Source organism: Pseudomonas sp. CFBP 13710 (assembly GCF_014842235.1).
In the GTDB taxonomy this organism is placed as follows: Bacteria; Pseudomonadota; Gammaproteobacteria; order Pseudomonadales; family Pseudomonadaceae; genus Aquipseudomonas; species Aquipseudomonas baltica.
Window position 1 is genome coordinate 386,814 of the sequence record NZ_JACYVJ010000002.1, and the last position, 20,062, is coordinate 406,875.

General features: G+C 60.7%; 9 protein-coding genes. 5 read left to right on the forward strand and 4 right to left on the reverse strand.

Features of this window, described 5'->3' with window-relative positions; translation table 11 throughout:
• Positions 1 to 8 precede the first annotated feature (8 nt).
• Genes IFT44_RS06375 through IFT44_RS06395 form a run of 5 tightly spaced genes read left to right on the forward strand, consistent with a single transcriptional unit; the run spans position 9 to position 3,455 of the window.
• Positions 9 to 359, forward strand: a complete 351-nt coding sequence (locus IFT44_RS06375) for a metalloregulator ArsR/SmtB family transcription factor (protein ID WP_192057606.1) — start codon at positions 9 to 11, stop codon at positions 357 to 359.
• A gap of 22 nt (positions 360 to 381) precedes the next feature.
• A complete protein-coding gene (locus tag IFT44_RS06380) occupies positions 382 to 1,671 on the forward strand; it encodes an arsenic transporter (RefSeq protein ID WP_192057605.1) in 1,290 nt (429 codons plus the stop codon).
• A 9-nt stretch (positions 1,672 to 1,680) separates the two neighbouring features.
• Positions 1,681 to 2,151 carry an arsenate reductase ArsC gene (locus tag IFT44_RS06385; protein ID WP_192057604.1) on the forward strand — a complete coding sequence of 157 codons (471 nt, stop codon included), beginning with the start codon at positions 1,681 to 1,683 and terminating at the stop codon, positions 2,149 to 2,151.
• A gap of 20 nt (positions 2,152 to 2,171) precedes the next feature.
• Positions 2,172 to 2,885 (forward strand): arsenical resistance protein ArsH, encoded by a 714-nt coding sequence (arsH, locus tag IFT44_RS06390; RefSeq protein WP_192057787.1) that lies wholly within the window; start codon positions 2,172 to 2,174, stop codon positions 2,883 to 2,885.
• 18 nt (positions 2,886 to 2,903) lie between these two features.
• Positions 2,904 to 3,455: an arsinothricin resistance N-acetyltransferase ArsN1 family B gene (locus IFT44_RS06395; protein ID WP_192057603.1), complete on the forward strand. Its 552-nt coding sequence runs from the start codon at positions 2,904 to 2,906 to the stop codon at positions 3,453 to 3,455.
• 215 nt (positions 3,456 to 3,670) lie between these two features.
• Here IFT44_RS06395 and IFT44_RS06400 read toward each other — a convergent pair whose 3' ends face one another.
• From IFT44_RS06400 to IFT44_RS06415, 4 genes are all read right to left on the reverse strand, one after another.
• Complete coding sequence (locus IFT44_RS06400; protein WP_122479351.1) at positions 3,671 to 6,556, reverse strand: ribonucleoside-diphosphate reductase subunit alpha; 2,886 nt, start codon at positions 6,554 to 6,556, stop codon at positions 3,671 to 3,673.
• A 531-nt stretch (positions 6,557 to 7,087) separates the two neighbouring features.
• Positions 7,088 to 11,524 carry a SpvB/TcaC N-terminal domain-containing protein gene (locus IFT44_RS06405; protein WP_192175605.1) on the reverse strand — a complete coding sequence of 1,479 codons (4,437 nt, stop codon included), beginning with the start codon at positions 11,522 to 11,524 and terminating at the stop codon, positions 7,088 to 7,090.
• 108 nt (positions 11,525 to 11,632) lie between these two features.
• Entirely contained in the window at positions 11,633 to 16,396 is a 4,764-nt protein-coding gene (locus IFT44_RS06410; RefSeq protein WP_192136959.1) for a Tc toxin subunit A-related protein, read from the reverse strand.
• 101 nt (positions 16,397 to 16,497) lie between these two features.
• Positions 16,498 to 20,058 carry a Tc toxin subunit A gene (locus IFT44_RS06415; protein ID WP_192175606.1) on the reverse strand — a complete coding sequence of 1,187 codons (3,561 nt, stop codon included), beginning with the start codon at positions 20,056 to 20,058 and terminating at the stop codon, positions 16,498 to 16,500.
• Positions 20,059 to 20,062 lie beyond the last annotated feature (4 nt).

The following is a 20,062-nucleotide window of genomic DNA, read 5'->3' on the forward strand; positions in this document are numbered from 1 at the left end:
GATTGCTTATGAACCTTGCACCACACACCTTCTTCAAGTGCCTGGGAGACGAAACCCGCGCTCGGATCATGCTCATGCTGTCCGCAGAGGGTGAGCTGTGCGTGTGCGAGTTGATCTGGGCACTGGACGATAACCAGTCGAAGGTTTCCAGGCACCTTGCACAGTTGCGTGCTTGCGGGTTACTCGCGGATCGCAGGCAGGGTCAGTGGGTTTACTACCGCCTACATCCCGAACTTGAACAGTGGGCGCTAGATGTTCTGAACGTCACTACACAGGCCCACCAGTCCTGGGTTAACGACCATCAAGGGCGGCTGGCTTCCATGGAAGACAGACCAGTGCGCCAAGCCTCCTGCTGCTGACCTCCTGATCTGGAACATACCCATGCTCATCGCTGCGTCGATTTTCGTAGTTACGCTCGTGCTCGTTATCTGGCAACCAAGGGGCTTAGGCGTCGGCTGGAGCGCAGCAGCGGGTGCCGTTCTGGCATTGTTGACCGGCGTGGTGAGCCTGGGGGATGTGCCGGTTGTATGGCACATCGTCTGGAACGCTACCGCGACCTTCATTGCCGTGATCATCATCAGTTTGCTGCTCGATGAAGCGGGATTCTTCAAATGGGCGGCGCTACATGTGGCTTGCTGGGGTCAGGGCAAAGGCGGACGCCTGTTTGCGCTGATGATCCTGCTCGGTGCAGCCGTCTCAGCACTGTTCGCCAATGATGGAGCCGCACTGATTCTGACCCCGATCGTCATCGCGATGCTGACGGCGCTGCGCTTTAGTCCAGCATCGACTTTAGCGTTCGTGATGGCCGCAGGCTTTATCGCGGATACCGCCAGTCTGCCCATGGTGGTGTCCAATCTGGTCAACATCGTTTCGGCAGACTTTTTTGGCGTGGGTTTCGGTAAGTATGCATCGGTGATGTGGCCAGTGAACCTGGTGGCGGTGGCAGCGACGCTATTCATGCTCTGGATGTTCTATCGCAAGGACATTCCCGCCCAGTACGACGCGGGTCAGCTTGAGGCTCCAGAGTCGGTAATTCGTGATCGGGCGACCTTCATTGCTGGCTGGTGGGTACTTGGCCTGCTGCTGATTGGTCTGTTCGCACTGGAGCCGCTAGGTATCCCCATCAGCGCCGTTGCTGCTGCGTGTGCGATGATCCTGCTGGTCATCGCAGGTAAAGGCCACATCATCTCCACAAGAAAGGTCATCAAGCACGCGCCCTGGCAAATTGTCGTGTTTTCGCTGGGCATGTATCTGGTGGTCTATGGCCTGCGTAATGCCGGCCTAACCGACTCGCTCTCGGGGCTGCTGAACATATTTGCCGAGCATGGCCTATGGGCCGCTACCTTGGGCACCGGTATCACCGCTGCGCTGTTGTCTTCGATCATGAACAACATGCCGAGTGTGCTTATCGGCGCTCTGTCCATTCAGGGCAGCGACGCTACGGGACTGGTACGTGAGGCCATGATCTACGCCAACGTCATCGGTTGCGATCTTGGCCCCAAGATCACGCCCATCGGAAGTCTGGCCACGTTGCTGTGGCTGCATGTGCTGTCGCAGAAAAATATCCGCATCACCTGGGGCTACTACTTCAAAGTCGGCAGCATCCTCACCCTTCCTATCTTGCTGGTAACGCTGATGGCACTGGCGTTACGGCTGAGCATCCCTGTCTAGGAGAAACCCATGAAAGTACTATTTATGTGTACGGCAAACAGCTGCCGGAGCGTTCTCTCGGAGGGGGTGTTCAACCACGTGGCCCCGAGCGGTTTTACTGCCCTCAGTTCGGGGAGCTTCCCAAGCGGGCACCTGAACCTGCGTGCCGTGAGCACGCTGCAAGCGCTCGGTATCGGCACCACAGATCTCTACAGCAAAGGCTCAGAGGTTTTTTCGAACTCACCACCGGATGTGGTGATCACCGTGTGTGACAAGGCTGGAGGCGAACCCTGCCCGGTCTATTTCGGGCCTGCTGTCAAAAGCCACTGGGGTCTTGCCGATCCTTCCGATGTTGAAGGAACAGACAGCGAAATCCAGGCCGCATTTGACGCAACCGTAGTCCTGATTAAAAAGCGTTTCGAGGCATTCTTCAGTCTGGATCATTCGACGCTTACACCGCAGGAATTGAAGCGCGAACTAGATCGAATAGGTGAACTGTAATGGACGAATTGTCCACGGATATTGGTCCGGATCTTCCAAATCTGGATCTGTCACTGGTTGATATCCCCTCAATGGATCTGCTTCAGGGCCACGATCACCTGGCCCACAAGCCACGTATTTTGTTGTTGTATGGTTCGACCCGTGAGCGCTCTTTCAGCAGGCTACTGACCCAAGAGGCAGCGCGCATCCTGAACCTAATCGGAGCCGAAGCCGTCATCTTTGATCCCTCGGGTCTACCTCTCCCCGACGACGCTCCGGAAGACCATCCAAAGGTCAAAGAGCTGCGGGATCTGGTTCTATGGTCAGAGGGACAGGTGTGGTGTTCGCCAGAGCGTCACGGTGCAATGTCTGCTGTATTCAAAGCCCAGATCGACTGGATTCCGCTCACCATGGGCGCTGTCCGGCCCACTCAGGGCAAGACGCTGGCCGTCATGCAGGTTTGCGGTGGATCACAGTCCTTCAACACGGTAAACCAGCTGCGGACCCTCGGGCGCTGGATGCGGATGATCACCATCCCAAACCAGTCGTCAGTACCCAAAGCCTTCCTGGAGTTCGACGACGCAGGGCGTATGAAGCCATCTGCCTACTACGACCGTGTGGTGGACGTGCTGGAGGAACTGATGAAGTTCACGCTGATGGTTCGGGGCCGGGAAACGTATCTGGTAGACCGCTACTCGGAGCGCAAGGAAAGCGCCGAGGCACTCTCGAAACGAGTCAATCAAAGATCGATTTGAGCCACCAATAGGATAGAGATGAGCAACACGACAGTAAGGATTGCGCAGATTTCGGACGCTCAAGCCATCCAGGCAATTTACGCACCGATGGTAGAACGCACCGCGATTTCGTTTGAGCTTGAGCCCCCTACCGTCGAAGAAATGGCCAAGCGGATTGGGTCGACTTTGCCTACCTACCCGTATCTGGTAGCGGAGCGAGACTGCCAGGTCATCGGCTATGCATATGCCAGTCAGCACCGGGCTCGGGAGGCATATCGCTGGTCGGTCGACGTTACCGTCTATATATCGCCAGAAGCGCACCGTAGTGGCGTCGGTCGGGCACTGTATGACGTGTTGCTGCCGACATTGAAGAGGCAAGGTTTTCACGCAGCCTACGCCGGGATCGCGCTGCCCAACGACGGCAGTATTGGGTTGCACGAAGCGCTGGGCTTCGCTCACATCGGTACGTATCCAGAAGTGGGATTCAAGCATGGCGCCTGGCATGACGTCGGGTATTGGCGAATTGCGCTGGATGTGAGGAGTCCCCCAAAACCGCTCGTGTCTTTCACCAAAAGCAGTCCGAAACATTAAATGGGCGCCCTTCCTGATCGACCAGCGCGGTCATCGGAAAGTCGTCTAATTCGGTGAAAGATCTGATGGGGAAAGTGAGCAATGTATACGATTCCGACCTATGAGCTAGATAGGGCGGCAAGTATAGAGAGGGTATACGAGGAGTGGACGCTCCAACCCCTTGTATCTATTGGGGTTGGAGATTTAGCTAAGTATACGTTTAAAGCTTATGAACCCTACTGACAGGCTTCGCAATCCGGCTCGTCGATTGCACAGGCCTTTGGCACAGGAGCCGGGCCGGCTGGCGCGGCCTGCATCGGGGCGCTGTTGCCGCCACTCGACACTGCATTGAGGTTGCTGGTGCTGATGGTCGACTTCTCGGTGCTGGTCGCGGCCAGGGCACGGAGGTAGTAGGTGGTCTTCAGGCCACGGTACCAGGCCATGCGGTAGGTCACGTCGAGCTTCTTGCCTGAAGCGCCGGCGATGTACAGGTTCAGCGACTGGGCCTGGTCGATCCACTTCTGGCGACGGCTGGCTGCGTCGACGATCCACTTGGTGTCCACTTCGAACGCGGTCGCATAGAGGTCTTTCAATTCCTGCGGGATGCGTTCGATCTGCTGTACCGAGCCGTCGTAGTACTTCAGGTCGTTGATCATGACCGAGTCCCACAGGCCGCGCTCTTTCAGGTCGCGAACCAGGTAGGGGTTGATCACGGTGAACTCGCCCGACAGGTTCGATTTCACGTACAGGTTCTGGTAGGTCGGCTCGATCGACTGCGACACGCCGGTGATGTTGGCGATGGTCGCGGTCGGCGCGATGGCCATGATGTTCGAGTTGCGAATGCCTTTCTGCACGCGCGCACGTACCGGCGCCCAGTCCAGCGATTCGTTGAGGTCGACATCGATGTACTTCTGGCCACGGGCCTCGATCAGGATCTGTTGCGAATCCAGCGGCAGGATGCCCTTGGACCACAGCGAGCCCTGGAACGTCTCGTAGGCGCCACGCTCGTCGGCCAGGTCGCAGGACGCCTGGATGGCGTAGTAGCTGACCGCTTCCATCGACTTGTCGGCGAACTCGACGGCGGCATCGGAACCGTACGGGATGTGCTGTTTGTACAGCGCATCCTGGAAGCCCATGATGCCCAGGCCGACCGGGCGGTGCTTGAAGTTGGAGTTGCGCGCCTGCGGCACCGAGTAGTAGTTGATGTCGATCACGTTGTCGAGCATGCGCACGGCGGTGTTGATGGTGCGCTCGAGCTTGGCGGTGTCCAGCTTGCCGTCGGCAATGTGGTTCGGCAGGTTGATCGAGCCCAGGTTGCAGACCGCGATCTCGTCCTTGTTGGTGTTCAGGGTGATCTCGGTGCACAGGTTCGAGCTGTGGACCACGCCCACGTGCTGCTGCGGCGAGCGCAGGTTGCACGGGTCCTTGAAGGTCAGCCATGGGTGGCCTGTTTCGAACAGCATCGACAGCATCTTGCGCCACAGGTCTTTGGCCTGGACGGTCTTGAATACCTTGATCTTGTTGTACTCGGTCAGCGCTTCGTAGTACTCGTAGCGCTCCTCGAAGGCCTTGCCGGTCAGGTCGTGCAGGTCCGGCACTTCGTTGGGCGAGAACAGGGTCCACTTGCCGTCGTCGAAGACGCGCTTCATGAACAGGTCGGGGATCCAGTTGGCGGTGTTCATGTCGTGGGTACGACGACGGTCATCACCGGTGTTCTTGCGCAGCTCGATGAACTCTTCGATGTCCAGGTGCCAGGTTTCCAGGTACGCGCAGACCGCGCCCTTGCGCTTGCCGCCCTGGTTCACTGCCACGGCGGTGTCGTTGACAACCTTCAGGAAAGGTACGACGCCTTGGGATTTACCGTTGGTGCCCTTGATGTACGAGCCCAGCGCGCGAACGGGGGTCCAGTCGTTGCCCAGGCCGCCGGCGAATTTGGACAGCATGGCGTTGTCGTGGATCGCGCCGTAGATGCCCGACAGGTCGTCCGGTACGGTGGTCAGGTAGCAGCTCGACAGCTGCGGACGCAGGGTGCCGGCGTTGAACAGGGTCGGGGTCGAGGCCATGTAGTCGAAGGACGACAACAGGTTGTAGAACTCGATCGCACGGTCTTCCTTGTTCTTCTCTTCGATCGCCAGGCCCATGGCCACGCGCATGAAGAAGATCTGCGGCAGTTCGAAACGCACGCCATCCTTGTGGATGAAGTAGCGGTCGTACAAGGTCTGCAGGCCCAGGTAGGTGAACTGCTGATCGCGCTCGTGGTTGATCGCCCGGCCCAGTTTTTCCAGGTCGAAGGTGGCCAGCACGGGGTTCAGCAGTTCGAACTCGATACCCTTGGCGATGTAGGAGGGCAGCGCTTTGGCGTACAGGTCGACCATCTCGTGGTGCGTGGCGCTTTCAGCCACTTCCAGGAAGCTCAGGCCTTCGGCGCGCAAGGTGTCCATCAGCAGGCGGGCGGTGACGAACGAGTAGTTCGGCTCGCGCTCGACCAGGGTGCGCGAGGTCATCACCAGGGCGGTGTTGACGTCGGTGAGGGCCACACCGTCGTACAGGTTTTTCAGGGTTTCCTTCTGGATCAGGCCACCGTCGACTTCGGCCAGGCCTTCGCAGGCTTCGTTGATGATGGTGTTCAGGCGGCCCATGTCCAGCGGCGCCAGGCTGCCGTCGGCCTTGGTGATGCGGATGCTGGGGTGCGCTTCGACCGGTGCATCGGCCGGAGTGCGGGTGGCGCGCTCCTTGGAGCGCTCGTTGCGGTAGATCACGTAGTCGCGCGCGACCTTCTGCTCGCCGGCGCGCATCAGGGCCAGTTCGACCTGGTCCTGAATCTCTTCGATGTGGATGGTGCCACCCGATGGCATGCGCCGCTTGAAGGTGGCGGTGACCTGTTCGGTCAGGCGCGCGACGGTGTCGTGGATGCGCGACGAGGCGGCGGCGTTGCCGCCTTCAACTGCAAGGAACGCCTTGGTGATGGCCACGGTGATCTTGTCGTCGGTGTAGCCGACCACGGTACCGTTGCGCTTGATCACGCGCAGTTGGCCTGGAGCGGTCGCGGCCAGATCCAGATTGGCATCGTTGGCCTGCGGCGCCTTGGCCGGCGAGTTCTCGCGAGTTGTGTCGGTTTGCATGGGGTGAGTATCTCCACGTTCAAAAATTTGAGCGGACGCCAATCGTTGGGTCCGTCACCGAAAAGCTGTCCGCGGAAGGCCGAGGCCTTCAGCCGGGTGTAGGAAAGAGCGGAAAATGCGGCCGTCCGCAGGTAGCGGCAGGCGGAGAATTCGTGGGCGAAAAAACTCGGGGAAAGCACGCTGCAAGGGCTTGAGTTCTTGCTTTGACTTGTGCTTGGTTTTTCAGGCGAAACCCTACATGTAGTGGTTTTGCGCGCCGGGGATACAAGATAATGCGGTCTGGGGGTCATTGCAAGGTGCCAGACTGTGGATAACATGTGGGTATTGTGTGGGTGACGGCGCTAGCCCGCGCCGTGTCTGGACTGGAGGCAAATGACCGTTTGTCCCCAGACTTTTGGTGAACCTCGCCACAGGCCCACTGGACAACTGACGCTCACCGGGCTTGGCAAGCGACGCTGTCACTTCATGGCTCGACAGGGCGGCGACATGCCGCCCTGCGAGCAGTGTCCGCCGGGCTAGCGGCGGTAGGGATCAAGCCTCGGCAGCGCGCATCGCCAGCACCTCCTCGGCCGTGTCGTTCTCGTCTTCGCTGATGCTGTACCAAGGGGTATGGCGCTGGCGGCGCAACCAGCCGGCCGCAGTCCAGGTCTCCGTCGGCCGTCCCAGGGCGTCATAGCGCTGCAGATCATGGTAGCTGTGCTCGGCATCGCGATGGCTGGCGTCATCGATATAGCGATCACTGTTGGCGAAGTACGGACGGTACACACGAATCACCTGTCCCTTGGTGTCGTACTCCACGCGCTGGCTGACCCGCCAGCGTGGATCGGCATGGGCATCCTCGGCCAGCAGCATGCCGTCACCGTCCACCTGGTGGGCCATGCCGGGCTCGACCCGCTGCTTGCTTTGCAGGTTGCGCCCGAAGCCGTCGAAGCTCTCGATGCTCATGCGTACCTGGCGCTCGGGGTCGCCGGGGTAGCGATCGGCCTGGAACGCCGCCACGCGAACCGGCTGGCGAGGATAGCTGGCCAGTGGCGCCAGAGTCTCGGCGACCGCGTCGGCCAACAGGCCCTGCTGCCATCCCTTGCGAGCCGAGGCACGCAGCTGCCCACTCAGGGTCACGCGACCGGCCATCACCTGCTCGCCCAGCGCGTAGCTGTCGGTCACACCAACAGCGGGCACCTCGCCCATCCAGGCATCGCCTTCATGGATATAGGCCATGGCCCAGTCACCCAGGCCAGCGGCGTCGTCGGCAATCGCTTCGGCAATACTGCCGGCCATGGTCTGGCCCTGCAACGGTGCAAAGCCCACCGGCTCGCCCATCTCGGTGCCGAAGAAGCTGCTCAGCGACAAGCGTCCGAAGGCGTCATAGCTGGCTTGCTGGCGATTGTCGTTGGGGTCGACCACGTCCACCGGCTGCAAGTGCCGGTAGTCATACCGTGCCTGGGTAGTGCAGCCATCGGCGGCGATTACCTTCACTGGCAGCAACTGGTAGGCATCGTACTGCACGCGTGTTTCACCCATCGCGGGACTCTGCCGGTAGGCCTGGACCTTGTAGAACGCCTGGGCGTCGCCGTAGGTGGCATACCCCTGGCGCACCGACCACAGCACGCGGTCCGGCTCTTCGGGCAGGAATGCCGGCATGGGTTGATAACCCAGTTCCACCAGCTTGGCGTCCAGCGCTTGCGGCTCCAATACCTCTGCATAGGCTTGCAGCGCTGCTTCATCCAGCTCGGCCGCCTCGGCGAAGTCGGCCAGGGCGAGGAAACTGGCGCTGCCGTCGCTGCACCCTTGATAGCGTTGCATGCTCAAGGCGGTCAGGGTCCTGGGCGCGGTGTTGCCCAACAGCCCATCGTCACGCAACAGCGCTTCGTAGCCGAGCTGGTCCAGTGTCACGTCGGCCTTGGGCAGCGACCAGGCGTTGCCCCGTGCACGGTAGGGCAGGTGCAAGCGCCAGTACTGTGGGTCATCGGCCAGATGGATGGCTTGGGTACGGCTTTCGCTGAAGTAATAGCGATGCTGGGCCGGGTCGAACGCATCTCGCCACCAGGTCTGCTCGTGTTCGTCGCTGTAGGGTGGGGTGTCGATCTCGTGCTTGCGCCGGGCATAGGCGATGCTGACTGCGTGGGTCACTGTACCGAAAGCATCGGCGCGCAATTGCACGCTGTGGCTGCATTGCGGGTCGTCGGCGATGCGCTCGTACTGGTAGCTCAGGGTTTCCAGGGTCATGGGCAGCAGGGTGGCGTAACGCTGCCGCGCGCTGCGCGGTTGCAGCAGGCGCAGGGCAGGGCGTTGTACCTGCACCGAATAAGGCACCGCCGCACAGGCTTGACCGTCCAGGCCGAACACTTCGGTGCGCAGCACCTGACCGCTGAGCGCACAGGCCATGTCGTGGCGCAAGCCTTCGTCCTGTTCGGTGACGATGCTGTCATTGCCGGTCTGGGCATCGTGGCGCAGCAGCAGAATCGGGCCCAGTGTCCGTGCCTGCGGATCATGCTCGACGGTGCCATGCAGGACTTCATCCACTGCTCGGCCGGTGTGGTACCAGGTCTTGGTCAGCAGCACTGGCGAGGTTGGCTCGGCACTCGCCGACGGCGCTTCGGAGTCCGTGGCGATTACCAGGCCGAAGCCACGCATCTCGCGCTCACGGCCATCGTAATGACCTCGGCGATACTGCACGCGCTGGCTCAAGGTATTGCCGGTGATCTCGTCGTGCTGGGTCTGGCCCACCACCACGTGCACCGGAAACGGCAGTTCGGCAACCGGTGTGAGCCCTGCGGCCAGCCGTTCGGCTTTTTCATCCAGCCATTCCTGAGCCGAACTGCGGTAGCAGGCCTGGGTGTCCGCGCCCATGTTGTTGTTCGACCCCACCAGCAGGTAGGGCTTGCGACCTGAATTGAAGTCCAGCTGCCAATGCTGCCCCGGCAGGTGCGGTACGCTGAGCACCAGGCTCGAACAGCCCAGCCCCTGCAAGTCGGCAACACTCACCTGCCAAGTGTTGTCGTAGCGCAGGCCTTGGGGCCAGGCCTGCAGCACCGGTTCGGCAAAGCCATTGCCGCTCTGGTTCAGGAATACCTGTGCATGCTCGCTGTTCAGGTAGATCAGGTCGGCGGCGCCGGAGCCATCCAGGTCAGCCAGGCGTACCCGCGACGCATCGAACTCACCGAAGGCAAACGGCAGGCTGGCCATCTTGAAGCTTTTGCCGAACATGCCGCGGCCCAGGTTCGGCCAGCAGCGCAGCTCGTCATGGCGGATGCGGATCAAGTGCTGCTGGCCACTGCCCAGCACGTCGCTGAACGCCACCAACTCATGCTGGCTGTTGCTGGCCAATGGCAGCGCGTCGTCGGCGTGGGCAACGTCACGGGGCAGGGCGAAACCTTTGTCGCGCGCGCTGGGGTACAGCCGCACGCTGCGGCTGCCGATCATCGCGAAATCACGCAGGCCATCGCCGACAAGGTCGGTCATTTGCCCCTCGGCGCTGAAGAACTCCAGTGGAAAGGCATCGAACGGGTGGAAACCGGACCACGCTCGATCGTTGCCCAAGGTGAAGAAACCGCTGTACCCGGGCTGGGCGACGATCCAATCCAGACGGCCGTCGCCGGTCAGGTCGCTGAGGAACTGGCGAGCGGGCTTGCGCGCGTCCGCGACCGGTTGCCTGGGCAATTGCTGCCAAGGTGCGTAGGCCACGGCATCTGGGTCGGCCGAGTCATCGCCGCGCACCGGTTCGCGGTAGCGCCAACTGTCGTCCTGGCGGTAAAGCACGCCGGGCAGGCCCTCGCCATACAGGTCAACCAACTGATAGGTCTGGCCATCGTCGAGGCCCGGCATCGCTTCGAACCCGCGGTAACGCGCGTCTTCGAAGCGGAAATGCTCGTAGCGAAATTCCAGCGGCGGCTGTTCGACCATCTCGGTGCCTTCACAGGCCTGAGCGATGGCGGCCGTGAGCAGGCTGTAACCGTGACACTGGCGATATTCCAGCCACAAGCGGTTGACCAGCACGGGCACGCTGCCCAGTTCGTCGAACCGATGGAACATCAGCACCTGATGGCACCGCCGCAAGCTGCGCAGTTCGAAACCGTAGGCAAAGTTGGCGATGGGGTCGGGCCGCAGCGGCCAGGGCTGGCTGGCGGCGTAGGTCGGTACGCTGCCCTGCTCGATGGCGCGTTCGCCATAGTCCAGCACCAGGTCGAAATGCCAATGCTCGGGCAGGCTCGCTTCATCCCACAAATACAGCGGTGCATGGGCGGTGAAGTTGCCATAGCGCACACGGCTCAGGTAACGCTGGGCGCTGTGGTCGCGTTCATCGCCTTCAGCCAGGCCAACGCCGTCTTCGGCGCGGTACTCGTAGACGACGTGATCGCCGGTGGGCGTTACCGATTCCTCCAGCAGCCATTCGCCCACCTGCTTCGGCGCGTGGGCTGGGAAGACGCGCGCACTGGCGCGCTTGCCGTACAGGTGCAGGCCGCCATCGCTGCCATGGACCAGCCAGAACCCGGCGTCGGCATCGTCCAGCTGCCAATGCTCGATACGCGCGAAGCTGCCTTCCACTCTGGGGCAGTGGCGAGTCACTCGGTAACTGGCCCCCAGCGCCTGGCCGCGAAAGGTATGGACGGTGGTGCTGACGATGACGCCTTGGGCGTCGCGCTGTGGCAGCAGGACATCGCCGCCCGGGCCGACCATTTCGTCGTCGACGGTGTACGCCGGTACGCCTTTTTGCGTGCGCCGGGCGATGCTCTGGCGGCTCAGCCCCCAGCCCATGCCGCAGGGGCCGTTACCGGCGCCGCTGCTGTAGCTCAAGCCCAGTTGTGGGGTGGCGCCGCGGCCAGGTGAGAGTGGCAGCGCGATGCTGAACGAGGCAGCGCCGCTGGCGCCCACCGAGCCCCAGCCCTTGCCGATGCTCTGGATGGCGCCGCCGCCTTTGGGAAGTGAAGGCGTGTTGATCGCCAGTGGAGTGTCGTGGTGTGTATTCATGAGTAGGTATCACTGAAGATGGGATAGAGACCGAGCGCGTGGCCCGGTCCTTTGAATGATGAGTCGCCTTGTTTGCGAGCCTTCTGCCCGCGAAAGCGACCGCCCGAACTACGCCGACTTCGCCGTGTAGCTAACCCGCACGATCACATCGCTCAACGCCGCCAACAGCTCGGGCGTGGAGCGGGTGAAACGCAGGTTCCAGGTCGACACCGCCCCTGTGCCCTCGAACGGCAGGTAGCGCTCGTCGTCGAAGTTCAGGGTGAACATGCCGTCGTCGTCGACACCGCTGGACAGGGCGATCTGTTGGCTGGCGCGCATGTTTTCCCAGACGTTGGCACCCACCGTGTCGGCCATTTCCACCTTGCTGTAGGTTTGCGTAAGCACGGCCGCCAGGTCCTCGTAAGGGCCCAGCACCGCTGGCAAGGTCACGCTGACGCGCTTGATGCGGCGCAGGTACTGGCCGGGGTAGTCGTTGTCGAAGAGGCCCTGTTCCAGCTTGATTTCCAGCCCACCGGTCTTGCCCAGGTCCTCGACGATGGTCGCCCACGGCTTGGCCTCGGTTTCCTGCAGACGGCGCACCGACACGGTCTTGGTGATCTCCAGCGAGCGCGCATTGCGTTGCAGATAGGCCGCTTCCATCTTCATCAGGTTGAGCTTGAGCGACTCACCGGCGGTAAGGCCGCGGTAGCTGTCCTTCCAGGCACCTGGCTGAACGAAGCGGGTCTTCAAGTCGGCGATCTCGTACTGCCAGCACGCTTCGGCGGCCAGGCACAGCGACAACGTGGTGTCGTAGGCCTGGTAGTAAAACGTGGCGAACTGACCGTTGAGCCATTGGTAGAGCTGGGCATTGGTGAAGCGTTTGTTGAGGAACTGATAGGTGGTGGCCGCTTGATCGACCATCAGTTCGGTCTGCCGCAACTGCTCGGCGGTGACCTTGGCCTGCTCGTCGTGCACCGCCAGCTGCGCATCGATCTGCTCGATCTCGCGTTTGGCCTGTTCTTCGGCGTGCATCCACTCCTGATGGCGACGACGGTATTGCTCGGTGCGGTCCAGTGCTTCGGCTGCACCATGGAACGCGGTGGCCATGCCCTGCGCCACGGCGGTGGCAATACCGGTGACGCCTTCCAGGCGCCAGCCGCCAGTGGTGGCGCCGACGATTGCGCCACCGGCCATGCCGGCGATTACGCCGCCCACTGCACCGACCTGGTTGGGCGCTACCTTGAGGCCCTCGCCGATGGCCTGGGAGACGAAACCCACCCCTTCGGCGACTCGACCTTGCAGGTGCAAGGCGCCGGCAGATACTTCGCCGGCGCTCACGACTTCAGAAGCCAGGGTGGCGTAATGGCTCAAGCGGTTTTCAGCGATTGCACGACTGGCCAACAGCGCCTTGCGGCCTTCGGCCTCCACACCCTGAACCAGCTGCTGCAGGACGATGGCCTGCTTGGCCATGTCCCAGGCTTGCTGCTGTTGCATTTCCTGCAGTTGAGCGTTGTCCTTGCGTTCTAGCAACGAGAGCAGGGTGCTGCCGAACTGGATCAGGTTTTCTACCGCAGCGCTGGCACGGTTGTGCATGACGCTGAAACGGTAGTGCGGGATTTCCTGGCCGAGCAACCGACCGCTACCGCCCCCGGCGGCTGCGGAGCCGAACGCCGACATCAGCGCGCGTGGATCCAGCGGTGCGGCGAACAGTGGCAACTGCAGCGGCTTGCCGTCCAGGGTGCGGTTATGCCGCAGGTTGCGCAGCCGCGCTTCGGCGGTGTCCCAGTTCTGCACCAGTTCGCGGTTCAGGGCCACGCGGAAATGTGGGCTGTCGAGTTCGGCCAGCGAAGGGTCGACCGCAAAAGGCATGAGCGCCAGCGGCGGCTGCTGGAAGATGATGAGTGACCGACCGTCGTTCTCGGCGGCACTTTCGGCGACCAGGCGCTCCTGCTCGATCAGACGTTGCTCGAACGCGCGCAGCCCGCCACTGACCGAATCCGACAGCTTTTTCAGCGTCAGCGGCTTCCAGCCGCTGACCAGGCGCTTGTCCGGACGCGGGCCCAACAGGTCCAGCACGCGCACATACCAAAGCTTGGCTTCGTTCAACGCATCCGGCGTCAACTGGCGATACGCCGCATCGCCGCGGTCCAGCAGGTTGCGAACGAAGTGGCTGTACACCGCCTTGCGGTAGTGCACCGGGTTGTCGCTGGCGATGCCGTCCGGATCGATCGGCGCGCGGGTGGCACGCTCGCGGCTCAGGTCGTCCACTAGCGGGCGCACGTTCCAGTAGTCGGGACGGCCGCTGCTGTCGGCGCGTCGGCTCGGGTCGAAGATGAAGCTGAGCCAGTGCTCGGCTTCGCTGAACTGTTGCTCGGTGTTCAGGCGGTGGCTGATAAGGAACGGCAGGTGGAAGAACAGCTCCCAGAAGTACAGGCCGTTGGCGCCTTTGAAGTCCATGAAGGGGTCTGCCGAGCCGTTGCCTAGCCCAGGCTCGGGCAGGCATTGGGTTTCCCAGGACAACAGGTTTTCCAAGGCAACGTTGGCGCGCTCGATCAGGTTGCGGGCGAACAGGGTGTTCATGCGGATGGGTTGTCGGTTGGCGTTGTTGTTGTCGTTCTTGGCAATTGTTGAGTTGGCGAAGTCTATGTACTCAACGGTGCCCAACGTTGGGTTGGTATGCCGAGAAATCTTTGGAGCGCGCAGGCTGTCTCCGGAACCAATCGCCTGAAGTTCGATTTTTGTAGCTTTGCAGCAGTGCCCCAGGCTTCTGGTAACGCCAACACCACGCTGGGTTACATAGACGCCGTGAATGACGGTGAAGGTTGTGTCCGGGAAGTTGGCTGACCAATCAGGCCGCAGTGTCTCCGGATTGATGGCGATATCGATGCTCTGGTTATGCTGGCCGGGTAACAACTCGGAAGTCGCTGTCGGCGCAACTTTCAGATTAGTCTTTTGCGTCATGCTGGGCGGTGTTGGCGTAGTAACCGACGTTGCTCGGGCGAGAAATTGCTGATAGTTCTGAGTGAGGGTGTTGGGTAAAGCGTTGAGAAGACCCTGATGGAAAAAAACGCCACTGCTCGTATGCGTGATAGTCAGGCCGAGCCCTGGTGGAATGGCTGGATCTGAACCGGTGAGGCGGTCAAAGGCTGCCCGCGTCAACCGCTTGCCTGCTAGGCTGGCGGTACCGGACGAAGCGTTCAGCGTCAGGTTTGAGCCTGTACTATTTTTCAGGAATGGAGTAAATGTACCCTCACGACTTTTGTAAAATGTGTAATCGAAATTCTGCTTGAAAGCGTCATATGTAGCTCGAAATGTGGACCTTGCGTCCAGGATAATGTCGCTCGTTGCATCTGTCGGTTTGAGTCCGATCAACGATAAACTAAAGCCAGTGTTTGTACACTCGATATTGAACTCTTGTTCGGATGTGAACGCGGTGGCCACGTGTGATGAAAAGCTGAGCCTGTTGGTCGTGGCGTTGAACGTCACCTGGCGGTTTACCGAACTATTCCCCACCCTGTCCTGCCACCCAAGATAGTTCCAGCCTTGAACTTCAGAACTATTGGGATGGGGGGAAGTGGTGCTTACAGACTTGATGGATATGACGCCCGCTGTTACCGGAAACTGAAAACGCCCGGCATTGGCGTTGGCGAACAATCGTCCCGCTCGCAGTACCATCAACCTGTAGATGCCGGTGTCGGAGGTGTCGTCATCAACCATCCCGCGCTCAGGAAATAGCGCCGTGGTCACGAAGTTTTTGTCTAGCTTCAGACTCTTCAGGCACTTGTAGGTGTCGCGGGTACCGTCGTTGTTTGCGCCGGTCGAATAACCTTTGTGCATCAGCATCAATAGGCCTTCAGGATTTGTCGACTTATCCACTACCGCAACTGTGTGTACGTCCAGCATAGCGGCTGATCCCGGGTCAACGTCAACATCCATGTAGCACTGCGGTGCGCTCCAACTGTCATCGTATTTCTTGTAGGTGAGGTTCAGGCGCAGCTTCGCCGACATTTTTGGTTTGCTGCTGGTTAATGAGCGATGGGGATACTTGCCATCTTCGGGCGGCGTGGCCTCAAGGTCACCGCTGCCGCCGGGCTCTACACTTTCAACGTACTCAACCCACACCACGAACAACCGGTTATTGAAGTAAACCGGGCGAATGGTGTGTTCGATGGCAGTATCGGAGATGGGCAGGTTGGCCCGTTTCCAGTCCGACCAAGCCCCTGGGTTCGGATTGTCCACCTTCGGCCCTTGAGTACCACTGACGTAGGTACGTTCGGCCATGTTCACCGAGCGCCAGTAGTAGGCGCCCTCGGCGCGGGACTTGCCGATGAAGTAGTAGGTGGACTCCTTGAAGTCGGTGCCGGCGATGTAACCGTTGATGATGCTCAGATTGGCCACTTCCTCGAAGCTGGCCAAGTAGTTCTGCACCGCCTCCTGAGTAGTGTCCAAACTGATGCGGTTCTGATTGATGTCGTTCTCGAGCTGCTGGAAATAGCTGGATTTCTTCATCCGCAGCGAGGGGTCGATGTACAGCGAGGGGTACCAGGCCAACTGTTGGTTGGCCGCCCACAGTGGGTACTGACTACGCTGGTCGCGCCATTCGCCGAGCAGCGCTTCGCTGAAGCGTACGTCGTTGTAACCCGGCTCCATGCCCAGCAGCGCGCCGTTGATGTACTGCTGCAGACTGGCGATGGCACTGGCTACGGGGCTGGTTTCCACGGCCTGGGTGACCTGGGTGTCCAGCAGCAGGTATTCGTACAGGTCGTTTTCGGTTTTCAGTTTATTGGCCAGGCCAAGGTCGGCCAGAGTGGCGTCGTTGGGCACGACTTCGCCCAGGTAGTAGGCGACGAGGGCGTCGCGAAAGCTTTCGTTGAGTGTGGCTGCGATGGTCATGCAGGTATTCCTTTGGATGAGTAATGGAGGGGCGCCAGTGCTGACCCCTTCGCGGGCTGAGCCCTCTGCCCGCGAAGGGGCCGGCCTGGACACCCAGTGAATCAGCGGTTTACAGCCGCCATGGCCGCCTGGCCCACCGCTTGCCAGTCAGCTTCGGGGCTGTCGGCATGCAGGGAGCAGGCTTTGAGCAGGGTCGCGGCGTTGAGGCCGGTTTCCAGCGAAAGGGCCTGTGCGCGGCGCACCCAGTCGATATGGGCAACGCTCTTGGCGGTTTGCTGAGGCAGCAGCGCGGTGAGCACCGCCACCTCGCTTTCGCTCCAGCCCAGCAAGCTCGCCAGTGCGGCATTGCAGGTTTGCGACTGGACCGCCAGTTGGCGTTTGCCGGGCCGTCTGGATACCAATGCATTGGCTTGCTGCACGTAACCAAGCAGGCGCTCTTCCGTCTGCCCCAAGGTGTTGAACAGGCTGTCGTAGGCCTTGAGCAGGTGCAGGGTGTTCAAGGACAACGGCCACAGGCTGTCGCACCCCAGCCACGCCGGGTTGACGACGAAGCTGCGCAATGCGGCGGCGCCGACATTGGCCCAGCTGACAGCGCGTGTGCAGGTGTCGATCTGGCGCAGGTCGGCCAGCACCGTACTCACTTTGGCGGCATCGGGCTCGGCGTCCATCGGCCAGGCCTGGAAGGTGCGCTCGAGCAGGCGGTAAGGTGAAACATCGGCGCAGTGAGCGACCCATACCGCCAATTCCGGCAGGAGCGTGGTGTGTTCCTGCAGCAGGCCTTCCACAAGCCTCTGCTGGCGGCACAGGGCGTTGGCCAGATACGTATTCAGTGTGTCTTCGGCGATCTGGACGTCATTGGCGGCCAGCCCCAGCGAGGCGACCAGCGAGCGAACCTTTTCTGCCAGCTGCTGCTGATCGGTGTCGGTCAGCGTTGGTTGAAGCGGCTTGACCAGCCCGGCCGCATCAATGATGGCTGAGGTCCCTTTGCCCAGTTCCGTGTGCCAGTCGATGGCTGCGCCGGTGGCTTTGTTGGGTAGACCGAGGGCGGATATCGTGGCGGCGTTCACGGCCAAGGTACGGCCCTCATCGGCCATCTGCTGCAGGCGCTCGAGCAGGGCGTTGCCTGGCTCCTGTGCAGCGTCCGTGCTCAACAAGGCGAGCAGCCCGGTGACCGTGAGTTTATTGGCCTTGAGCCAGCGCACGGCCCAGTCCAGTTCCATCAGGATGTCGAGGATGTCCTTGCCAGCAGAGTCCAGCGCTTTCAAGCGACCGCTGGCAATCGACCCGCGATAGGCGCTGCCACCCAGCAAGGTCGTCAGCTCCCAGAAGTCGCTGGCCGAGAGACCGAACATCTGCGCGATACGGGCTTGGCGGTAAAGCGAGGACACCACTGCCAGCGAGCGTTTCAATGGCGTCACGGCAGTCAGGGTGTCGGCGACCAAGCGTTCGAACTCTCGGCCTGGTTGAACGCCCAGGCTTGCGCAGAGTTGCGCGACGGTTTTCTGGTGCAGTGGATCAGAGGAGTTCAGGTTGAAACCACCGTCATCAATCACCAAAGGCCTATCGAAGAGCACGGGTGTATTGAACGCTTTGTCGAGCATGGAAACCTGACCCGTCGCGGCGTAGGGCGAGACATGGTGTACGAATGCGGCAAACTCATCAGCCGCAATCGAGTACTCGCGGCTGAAGTAGCGGTACATCCCGAGTGTCCTGAGCGTATTGCCGTTGATTAGCAGTCCAGCATTGGCATCACTTTCAGAACGCATGGCGCCGATCATGAGAATGTCCAACTGAGCGAACGAGAGGCCGGTAGCCTTCTGCAGCCGGATCATGCGTTGCAGCCGGTCGTATCGCTCGAGGCTGGTATTGGTCAGCTGCCATTTATCGCCAGAGGTGGCTTTGGCCAGGCCGATAGTGTTGTCGTAGTTGTCATAGGATTTTGTGCCTGAGTCCTTCCCACCAATGCCGTTTATGTAGCTGGCTCCGTAGTGATTGGAGCGGGGGAAAGGTCTGGAACCGCGAATGCCGGTGGCCATGCGGTTGAGGGAGATGAAGTTAGGCGACTGTATGGGGGCGAATGCCTTGACTGCGAGCAGGTTTTCCGTGGCCTTACTGTCAAGGTCTGTGGAGTGAAGAAAACGGTCCAGGCCAACCAGTGGATTCATCGAGCCATGGGTAAAATCCACTCCGTAGTGCGTGACAAAAAACGCGCGCTCTTGGTCATTCAGAGCACAGTCGTCGTCAGGCGTGAAGGTGAATTTCCAAGGTGCAACCCGCTTCGAAGGTGCCCAGTCCTCGAGCTGCGACCAGGATTGTGCCGTGATCAACACATCACAGCGGCGGCCAGCGGCGTCGCTCAACGCAGCATCGGTGCCCGAATAGGTAATTATTAGTGTCTTGGTATTCAGCGTGCTGCCGTAGACAGCGTTGTGCATGTGCCATTTTTTGGCGGCTGGATAATCCTGACTGGCAAACTTGACGGGCAGCTCTCTAATAGACTGCTCGGCCCCTGTGAACACTAGATGAGCAAGTGTGTCATCCCTCGATGAAGACCACTCCAACTGCAAAGCCGGAGGCTCGACCGACTTAACGGAGGTTTGTGACGGCATCAGAAAGCCACTAGTGAAGTGCTTGTGTGACTTGAATTGTTCGGCGCCTGGCGTCAGGAATTGTTTATTACCCAGTAGATCGCGCAGTGATACATAGAAATGGCTGAACGGGGAGGCCGATGTCACCAGCGTCTCGATAGTTGGACTCAAACCTGCCAATCCAATTTGGGCGACGGTAGCGCTTATTCCTACGGATCCATAAGCAGACTCCTCGCCGAGCGGCGAGATACTCATCCGGTAGTTCAACTCCCCCAGCGTCGGCTTTTCACCGCTCAACGCCAAGCTCACCTGCTGATGCGCAAAGTGATAGGGAAACACGAACGGATGCTTTTTCTCCGCCAGCAACTCATGAATCGGCCGCGCGTCGCCTTTCTCCGTCTGGTATTTGGCAATGCCCTGGCTCAACACGTTGTTCACCAGGTCCAGCATTGGCACGCTCTGGTAGGTGCTCTGCTCGTCGATCAACAGGCTGTCCAGGTCCGGCCGGCGCACCGCCAGCGGTATCCGCAGTGGCGACGTGGACGCGCCTTCGATCTTCTGCTCGGCAAAGCGGCGCAACGAGCCCAGGTAGGCCACCGGGCCGTCCATGGCTTCGATGGCGCCGACCTTGCAGAACTGGTCCCAGTTTTCCTTGAACAGGTTGGGGTAGCTCGGGCCGATGTCGACCAGTGCACGCACGCCGGTCTGCGGGGCGATCAGTGGCAGGTTGCGGCCTGAGGACACGACGTCTTCACGATAGGAACGGGCGATCTGGGTGGCGTAGCACAGGGCATTGTCGTAGGCCAGTTCGCCATCGGCATCGCTGAGGGTACGTAGCTGACGGGTGAATTCGGCCTTGGGTTGGCGAATGATGTCGAATACCGAGCTCATGCCCATTTCCGGCATCGCGTCGGCAAAGCTCATTCTGCCCAGCAGGCGATTTTCCGGGGTGAGCGGAACCAGGTTGTCGAACAGCGGGTTAGGTGTTGGATCCGCCAACTCGGGCAGCTCGACCTCGGGAAGCAGATGGTCGCCGTCGTCGAAAATTGGGTCGGGGAGTTCAGGTGTGTTCATGGTG

Coding starts and splice junctions, on each gene's coding strand:
- IFT44_RS06380 (WP_192057605.1), top strand. CDS start 382: ATGCTCATCGCTGCGTCGATTTTCGTAGTTACGCTCGTGCTCGTTATC.
- IFT44_RS06375 (WP_192057606.1), top strand. CDS start 9: ATGAACCTTGCACCACACACCTTCTTCAAGTGCCTGGGAGACGAAACC.
- IFT44_RS06415 (WP_192175606.1), bottom strand. CDS start 20,058: ATGAACACACCTGAACTCCCCGACCCAATTTTCGACGACGGCGACCAT.
- IFT44_RS06405 (WP_192175605.1), bottom strand. CDS start 11,524: ATGAATACACACCACGACACTCCACTGGCGATCAACACGCCTTCACTT.
- IFT44_RS06385 (WP_192057604.1), top strand. CDS start 1,681: ATGAAAGTACTATTTATGTGTACGGCAAACAGCTGCCGGAGCGTTCTC.
- IFT44_RS06400 (WP_122479351.1), bottom strand. CDS start 6,556: ATGCAAACCGACACAACTCGCGAGAACTCGCCGGCCAAGGCGCCGCAG.
- IFT44_RS06395 (WP_192057603.1), top strand. CDS start 2,904: ATGAGCAACACGACAGTAAGGATTGCGCAGATTTCGGACGCTCAAGCC.
- IFT44_RS06410 (WP_192136959.1), bottom strand. CDS start 16,396: ATGACCATCGCAGCCACACTCAACGAAAGCTTTCGCGACGCCCTCGTC.